At 58.0% G+C, this 7,840-nt stretch carries 6 protein-coding genes and 1 pseudogene; 2 read left to right on the top strand and 5 right to left on the bottom strand.

Annotated elements, in window-relative coordinates; genetic code table 11:
• Window positions 1-407: 407 nt before the first annotated feature.
• From P4L78_RS00075 to P4L78_RS00065, 3 genes are all read right to left on the bottom strand, one after another.
• Window positions 408-635, bottom strand: a complete 228-nt coding sequence (locus P4L78_RS00075; protein ID WP_309326186.1) for a hypothetical protein — start codon at window positions 633-635, stop codon at window positions 408-410.
• A complete protein-coding gene (locus P4L78_RS00070; protein ID WP_309326185.1) occupies window positions 636-1,160 on the bottom strand; it encodes a hypothetical protein in 525 nt (174 codons plus the stop codon).
• Window positions 1,161-1,400: 240 nt separating this feature from the next.
• On the bottom strand, window positions 1,401-2,222 hold the full coding sequence (locus P4L78_RS00065; protein WP_309326184.1) for a hypothetical protein: 822 nt from the start codon (window positions 2,220-2,222) through the stop codon (window positions 1,401-1,403).
• 69 nt (window positions 2,223-2,291) lie between these two features.
• Here P4L78_RS00065 and P4L78_RS00060 point away from each other — a divergent pair, with 69 nt between their 5' ends.
• Both P4L78_RS00060 and P4L78_RS00055 read left to right on the top strand, forming a co-directional pair.
• Entirely contained in the window at window positions 2,292-2,528 is a 237-nt protein-coding gene (locus P4L78_RS00060; RefSeq protein ID WP_309326183.1) for a helix-turn-helix transcriptional regulator, read from the top strand.
• Between the two features lie 108 nt (window positions 2,529-2,636).
• Window positions 2,637-4,018, top strand: a pseudogene (locus P4L78_RS00055) (hypothetical protein).
• 1,054 nt (window positions 4,019-5,072) lie between these two features.
• Here the strand turns inward: P4L78_RS00055 and P4L78_RS00050 are convergent.
• Both P4L78_RS00050 and P4L78_RS00045 read right to left on the bottom strand, forming a co-directional pair.
• Window positions 5,073-5,939, bottom strand: a complete 867-nt coding sequence (locus tag P4L78_RS00050; protein ID WP_309326182.1) for a hypothetical protein — start codon at window positions 5,937-5,939, stop codon at window positions 5,073-5,075.
• 114 nt (window positions 5,940-6,053) lie between these two features.
• Window positions 6,054-7,163: a DUF2939 domain-containing protein gene (locus P4L78_RS00045; protein WP_309326181.1), complete on the bottom strand. Its 1,110-nt coding sequence runs from the start codon at window positions 7,161-7,163 to the stop codon at window positions 6,054-6,056.
• Between the last annotated feature and the right edge of the window lie 677 nt (window positions 7,164-7,840).

Genomic DNA, 7,840 nt, shown 5'->3' with positions numbered 1-7,840 from the left:
GTCCCGATAAATTCCTGACAGGGATTTTATAAGGTGGGTGTGAAACTTGGGTTAACCTCTGCGGAACGCCTGGCCGCTTCAAGGGCGGCAGTCGCAACCTGCTCGTTCTCGTCCACGCAAGGTCTGTGGAGCCCAAAGGGGAGGAGCGGACAGTCGTGGCGGAATCTGGAGCGGTAGCGGGAACCACAAAAGCCTCCTAACCATATGATATAATGAACCTCTCGGGGACTGGGTGTAAAAAATGCCCCCAAACATGCCCCCAAAAGGTGTGGATGCGGCCGGATAAGGATGGACGATCACCATATTTCTGGCCGGGGACAGGTGGCGGGAAACGACTGGCAATTGCTTGCAATCGACCGGCTGGGTCTCGTCTGACCCTGCCTGCTGCCGGGCAAACACGGCCCAGGCTACTCTGACTTCAGATTGTCGTTGGCAGCAGCTGTTGTCGCAAGGGTCAGCAGGACACACCCCATGGCTTGCAAGGCCGCCCGATACTCGTTGATCATTCTCTCCAGCCGATCGACCTCCTGTTGCAGAAAGGCGAACGTCTCGTGCGCCTTTACGACCTGGTCGCTCAATTCGGGCAGGAGCTGCTTATCTGTCCGTGGCATTGGCGGGCCGTCCTCGGTGTCCATTTACCCGGCCGCCAGATCAATGGCCCATTGCGCCATCTGCAGGAGGGCTTCCTCACGGTTCATCATGACGCGCCCGGTCTTGATGCCGCCGAAGGCGATGAGGGCCTCTTCCAGCACGTCATAGTCTTGCTGCGAATAATAGAGAACGATCGTGCGCTCCTTCGAGGTGGGGTCTTCACCTCGCAGGATTGTTTCCAACTCTTTGGCGGTGCACTCTTCGGCAAGCGTGAGGAGCTGGCTGCAGCTGTACTTGTCGATGTGCGGTGACAGCATGGCCAGCTTCGTCCAGCCAATCCGCCGCAGTCGGTACTTCGACACGGTGGCGGAGCCAAATGCCCGATCAATCGCGACTAGGTAATACCCCTTCCGCCGACCGAGTTTTGCGGCTTTCAGGGCCTGGTTGAATTCATCCCGATCAATCTCGTATAGTTCGCGCAGCGCACGGCCAATTTCGAGAAAATTTTGCTCAAACTCAATCGCAAGACTTACAGTCAGTTTTATCAATTTCTTTGCGAGCGCCATCATTCCCTCCAGGAAATTTTTAGGACACTCGTATCTTCATATCTGTAAGGCGTTGTTATGAAATAGTTATTCTATCTCTGTTGTTCCTGTTTTTGGACGCGGTGCAAAATGCTTCGCAGTAAAAGGCCCGGAATTTCCGGCGTTTTTTCGGAGCGTTAAAGCTCGGAGCATCGGCTGGGCTGGGAGATGACCTGGCGAGTTCGTTTTTGGGCTGCCAGCCTGACGCCTGTGTTCCAAGTGCAATCAGCCGTCGTCGATCCCGTCGAGCGAGATTTTGCAGTCTGAGACCTGCATATGGCCATGAGCATCGCCAAGGTTCATGCCCCCGAAGCCGTTCTTCGCCCTGAACTTTACATGGAACTCAAGCACCCCGTGCGCGTCGGGCGCCGATCGCATGACATTGATCAGATCGAAGCTGTCCGGATCACGTAGCCCTCTCTGTACGGCATCAACAACGCCTGCGGGTGCGCCATCGACCTTGTTGAAGCATCGATCGTAGGCTGAGGTGTCTGGCTGATCGGGGCACAAGGCGTTGGCATCTTTCATCAGATCATCCGGCACCGGTGGATCGAATGTGCCGTCTCGCCCTTTCTTCAGGGTCTTGAGTATTGATTTCCAGCCAGCGTCCTGGGCCGTGCCGTTCAATCCATATTCCTTGCCGTCTGGCATAGTGAGTGTCAGCATCGGCCAAGCCTTTGATCCGTGGCATTGTAGCTGGACCTGATCGACCTTTGGCCATGGCCATGCGTCGCTGGCAAAATCGGTACGCAGGAAGAGTCCTCCTTCCATACGGTGTTGCCTTGCTTCGGCTGCTACACGTGCTGCGTATTCTTGGGGGTGCATCCAAGCATCGTAGTCGTCCGAGAGAACTGCATAAGCGATCAAGCCGGCTACGAGGGCAATAAACCCAGCGATCAGATAGACCGAAAACACGAGTAGTCCGGGGCCAAAGTGTTCACCCGCAATCTTCTGCATGATCGTCATCTCGTTCACATTTCCAGGTTTGGCAGCCGGACCGGCGGCTGGTTGCGGCACTAACCCAATCAGGGCGACCGCTGGATACATCTCAACTCGTTAAAATGAGACTTATAAGTCGTGGGCTGAACAGTCGCATCGGTTGATTGCACATGCGCTATGGAAGTGCGCAAACGCATTGGCTGGAACCTTCGACGCCTGCGGGCGGAGCGTGGGCTGACCCAGGAAATTTTTGCCGCCGACAGCGGACTCGACCGCGGCTACATCAGTGGCGTCGAACGAGGCGTCCGCAATCCATCCGCTACAGTGCTTGCCCGGATTGCTGACGCGCTTGGCGCCGATGTTTCAGAATTGTTCGATCTCGCGAAGGCAAAGGCGTTCGCCACGCGACGTTGATCAATCCAGCGCCGGTTCGAACTTCCAGTCGGATTTCCTCAGCCAGTCCTTAACCCGCAGCGTATAACAATCGGAGTCGGAACACCTGTTCACGGTCCGGGGCCGCTCATGCGCATCATCTTCAGCCGCAAAGGCTTTGACACCGGTTCAGGTGGAAAGCCGTCACCGATTGTGGATGGTCGGCCGATCAGCTTGCCGATCCCGGCGACCCGGAACTCGCGCACGACCTATGCGATCTTGGCCTTGGCGACATCGTCCATCGGGTCACGAAGGGCCGCATCGGACCTGGCAATCTCTGCCACGCAGACCCGTGGTTTACGGATGGGCAGTGTGCATTCGGGCAGTCGAGTGCGGCACAAGGCCACCTGAACAACAATGGTATCGGACCCGGCGATGTGTTCCTGTTCTTCGGGCTCTACGCCGATGAGGTGACCGGCGAGCCCCACCACCGCATCTTTGGCTACTTGAACGTGCGGGAAGTCATTTCACCAGGCACCCAGCCCGATCCCGACGACGCTCCTGCTTTCGCACCTGATCACCCCCACTTCCTGGGCGAGCACGACCGCAACAACACCGTCTATGTCGGGCCGGGGCAGACATGCGCCGCCGCCACTGATGCACTACGCCTGACCCAACCGGGTGGACCTCTGGGCCACTGGTCAATCCCAGAATGGATTTCCCGGCACGGGCTGACGTATCACGAGAAGGCTTGGCGATGGCCAGCCCCTGGCACGCTGTTGAGCGTCGCGCGCGGGCAGGAGTTCATTTGCGATGTCGGCAACGATCCGGAGGCAGCAGCGTGGCTTGCAGAGATCATTGCCGAAATCGACGGGCACACGGCACCGCAAGAGCCAGCATCTGCCAGCGGTTCAACCGATGAAGTCATCCTCGCTCTGTTGCGCCAACCGGAACTCCATCGAAGAGATGAGCAGCGAAACGACCCGTTCTGGGAGTTTGGCAGTTTCGGTCTCACCGGCTGCCATCGCACCAATCTCCTGCACCCCCGCCGCGCGCACGAATTGAACGGTCGATGCATCGCCTTTGCCCAAGGCGGACCGAGTGGCTTCCGGCCGGTGTATCTGACGCCGCCAATTTCAATTCGGCATCATGCGCATGTCTGTGAGGTGACCTGGCCGGCGTCAAAGCCGCTCCGCTACAATTCGGCGCCGATCCTGATCGACAACCGTGGGTGTACCGATTTCCCCGCGCTGCTGGATGAATTGCACGGCGGCGCCCGAACCTCCCTCGTCGGCCAGTTCGCGAGCAATTTCCGATCTCGCAAACAGCCGGTATCGCCGGAACTGGGGGCTCAGCTGCTTGATGGCTTCAACGCGGCGCTCGAAGGCGGGGCTGCGAAAGCCAGTCACTATACCGATTGCCTGCCCCATTTGCCGCCGATGGTCGATCGGCATCGCAAACGGACATACGAGGAGTATCTCGCTGGTGCGCGAGGTGAAGTGCAGGTCCCGAAGAAACGGCGTCGCTGCTGAAGCGCAACTGATCGCGAGAGACAGATTTGCGGCGAATTTACGTCCTGGCTTTCAAGCAGGTTGGGACCTGACGGGTGACCTTCAGATGGATCGTCCACGGCAGGGCCGGTGTGCAATTAATGTCATTCAATGCGACCCTTACCGATGGGTTGCACTACCTCTACGGATGTATGCGGGAGCTGCTTCTGATTGTCCCGCGTGTACGATAGCTGTCCGGCGGATTGTGGCGGATTTCGGAGTCCGTTGAACCCTCAGTTCCGTGAAATCACGTTGTCCCCCAAAATGTCGCGGAGACAGTGCGGGACGAGTTTACCAGCGGCCCCTTCTGGGAGGGGGCACCGCCGACCAGCGCAGAGGTCGCCCCCGACAATCACCATCCGACCAAGGTGGGCATTGGTGACCGGGCCGATCTCCTCGTTCAATTTGTCGGGTTGGGAAGCCGTCCACCTACTGGTGATTGTACTGTTCACAAATCCGAGGATTTTCTTCCACGGGCCCTGAGCCTGACGAGGGCCTCTACCGCACGTTTTACGCACTCCCCGCGATCATTAAGGAATATAGCGGAACCGTCATATGGAATGACCGAAACATGGGCAAGGCGGCTCGCCCGTAGCTTATGTCCTACAATTTGTACTTCGGCGTAAGAGAGTTGAGCTGCTTGGCGATACCAGCATATCTCCATGATTTTGTTTTTGAACAAAGCGTTATAACGTCACGCTCTAGTTGTGACATCGACAACGCGAAATCAGCAGCCTCCTCGTCGGAGATTTTGAGAGGTATGATCACACCGAACTCTCCTGCCCCAACATGTGCGTGACCCTGACGGCTGATCCAGATGTTGTCCCCGGTGCCCCGATGTTCGCAGATGACGTTTTACCAGCCGCTGACGATCTGACAGGTAGGCGCGCTCTGCTCTCGGTGAATGTGCTGACTAGGGCCTCCATGGTCAAGCCCTTGCCCTATCTCGCCTGACAGACGAGGGGCGCGAAGAGGTTTTCCATATCGAAAATCGGGCCTTGCACCTTGCCGTATCCGGCGACGTTGATGCGTCCAGTCATGTCAACGCCGATGATGAACCGGCGGCTACCATGAACAAGGCCGCCAGCGACGGCACCATCACCAGTTCGTATTCGCGCGGGGCCTGCGGCGTCGATGGCGGGTTCCAGCCTTCTGCAACCATGCTCATCCAGATCGGGCTGCCATCATCACGGCGGTCTGGTTCCCATCCGAGGTTCTGACAAAGACGGCGGGCAAGACGACCATAGGCCAGGTTGGCTGCAGTGGGCTTGTCGATGTTCAGGGCGGCTTGAGCGACGGCGCGCATGGTGACCGAACGGCGCGGGGCGTTCGCATGGAAACACAAGATCGCTTCCTCGGTCGGCGAAAGGCCAATGGCTTCGATGGCCGTGCTGAATTGGTCCGTTTCGGGGCGTGGACGCAACGGGCGCGGTCTGGCCCATGCCGCGATCAGCGACTCGGGGTCCAAGGTCAGTTCGCGCCACCAAGCGGGGCCTTCCAGGCGCTGGCGGATGAAGGGCACATCTACGGGCTGGCCGGCTACAATGGCTGCAGCCATTCGTTTACGGTTGGACGCCGAATAGTGGTCAGTGAACTCGCGCCCATACCCCCCAGCATCGACATGGCGGCAGAACAGCTCCCACTCGCCAGCCGGGGCCTTGAAACGCTTGTGGATGCGGCCGTGGCAGGCGTTGCATAGGGGATAGGTCTGCGGCGGCGCGACCGTCACGGGGCTGGAATAGTCTTCCGAATGCCATTGGTTGCGTGGGCGATCCGGGTCACCACACAAGCCGCATGGCTGCGGCGGTGCCATGGTATCGAGTGTGGCAAGATAGGCTTTGAGCGGCTTGCCGGTGGAGTTGCGCTGCCGTCCGTCGTAGCCGTTGTAGAAGGTTTCAACCATATCAGCATATTAGCAGATAGACCTTAAAGTTGCGTCAGTCTCGAACACCCACTCTGGTCGGACGACAAAGAAACGCCAAAGCGGTGCATGCGAATGGCATGCAATCAAAACTGCCTATTCGCACGCTGAAGAATGTGGCGACGCCTTGATGGTCCTGAAGTCGTTGCCGGTCCACTCGAAGTAGGCGAACCCGCGGCAGTCTGCCGGGGTGCCGGAGTAATCCCTTGCAGCTCCCTTCCAGGCGGCCTTCAGCAGTCGGCTTTCCACGTGATATTCAACATCCAAATCCGAATTGGCCTCACCGCCCACGGGCAGCGGGACAACCCGTCCGTCCTTCAGGTCTATCGCGTAGCCCATCGAACAATCCGTGCCGCAGCCGAATTGTGTGATCGCCACACTGCCGGCAAACACGGGGCCCCGCTTCGCACCATCGGTGATCATGGTGCGGTACCTGCGGAAATCTCTCTGCGCGCCCGCAAAGTTTGGCCGCACCCATGGGCCATTGTATGGCATAGTCGAGAAATCCTGGAACTTGTATTCGGTCAAGCTGGCCGCGGTCGGAAAGCTGTCATCACCCCCGGAGGCCGGCTGCGGCAACGCGGCCGCTCCAGCCTGGGGCTGGGCAGCAAGCGGTTCAGTCGTACCACCGCCATTCTGCACTGATGAAGCGGCTGGCGGGGTGTCCTTGTCTTCAAAGATGTTCTGCGGCAGCTCGATCTTGATGAGCTTCCAGGCAAAGATGCCTCGGCGCTCAAATAGAAGCGATGGGCCTTTTTGCCCGGATTTCCTGTCCTTGTTGTTTACCCGAAAGCGGTTGAGGCCCAGAAATTCCTCATCTGAGTCGTAATCTGGCATTTTTTTGCCATCATCGGCCTGTGCTTCACCCGGCCTTTGGCCTTTCATCAGAGCCGCCAGCCCGTCAGGAGTGACGTAAGCGTCGATAGCCTTGTCCAAGATCGCGGGCATGATCAATGCACCTAAAGCAGCGAAAGGGTTACCTTTCGTGTCCGGGTCCGTTTTCATTTTACGAATAAAAACGGCCGAAAGCTGTGACTTGAGGCTTTCCTTCACGGCGGCGATGTCCACATCGGCTTCGATCCTGTCGGTATCCCCGCCCTGCAACGCCTGCCTCAAATCACGTGCGGCCAGATAGGGTGAGCCAAGGTAAGCCAGGATGAAGCCCGCCACCGCTAGCACAAGAACCCAAACCCACGGCTTGCGCATGAACATTCTCCTGGCGAATACCCCACGATCTGTACACGTTTGGAGATACGTGCAGACATGGCAAGCAAGCAATGCCCTGTTTCCCCTTCTATTTTCGATATTTCAGCTACATTGCAGTCGATAGTGTGCGTAATTGCTGCACGGGCATCTATCCCTTGGCGCTGAAAAGTCAGTTTCCCCCATCAGGCCAATGATGGTTGCAAAACGCGAACCAAGCGAGCGGGAACTTTCTGAAGGTCTTTTCCCGTGCTTTCGACATTTTCGGAAATGAGGTGCTGGATGAACAGCATTTCGTTTGCACCGCCTACAATACCTTCGGGATCGGCGGGGCAAGCTATCAATTGCAGCGCGCACCATTCGGAACCCAAGTGGAGGGTCAGGAGATCAGAGTCCCGCCTGCGCCAGTCGGCTAGATGGAGCGACCAAATTCCTGGCTCGATTGCCCGCACTTAATTGTCCGTAGATGATCGACGTGCTAGGCGTCGCTCGCTTCCTCAGAGAGCGGGGAAGTGGGGCGTGGAAACCCCAGATCAGTGAAACTCGGTCGCCAGTTTTGGTCACGTCCCGGGACGTGGTGTAGGTTATGACGATAGCGCTGCTGGCTGGCTGCGCGCTTTCGATATAGCGCTGTAGCAGTCAGCCAGCAGCGCGGGTGGCCATCGAGAGTTTCGGATAGG

It is taken from the genome of Silvimonas sp., assembly GCF_031291215.1.
In the GTDB taxonomy this organism is placed as follows: domain Bacteria; phylum Pseudomonadota; class Gammaproteobacteria; order Burkholderiales; family Chitinibacteraceae; genus Silvimonas; species Silvimonas soli.
Note: the sequence above shows the minus strand (reverse complement) of the source record. Positions and strands in the feature narration are given on the sequence as shown.

Coding starts and splice junctions, on each gene's coding strand:
- P4L78_RS00075 (WP_309326186.1), bottom strand. CDS start 635: ATGGACACCGAGGACGGCCCGCCAATGCCACGGACAGATAAGCAGCTC.
- P4L78_RS00070 (WP_309326185.1), bottom strand. CDS start 1,160: ATGATGGCGCTCGCAAAGAAATTGATAAAACTGACTGTAAGTCTTGCG.
- P4L78_RS00065 (WP_309326184.1), bottom strand. CDS start 2,222: ATGTATCCAGCGGTCGCCCTGATTGGGTTAGTGCCGCAACCAGCCGCC.
- P4L78_RS00060 (WP_309326183.1), top strand. CDS start 2,292: ATGGAAGTGCGCAAACGCATTGGCTGGAACCTTCGACGCCTGCGGGCG.
- P4L78_RS00050 (WP_309326182.1), bottom strand. CDS start 5,939: ATGGTTGAAACCTTCTACAACGGCTACGACGGACGGCAGCGCAACTCC.
- P4L78_RS00045 (WP_309326181.1), bottom strand. CDS start 7,163: ATGCGCAAGCCGTGGGTTTGGGTTCTTGTGCTAGCGGTGGCGGGCTTC.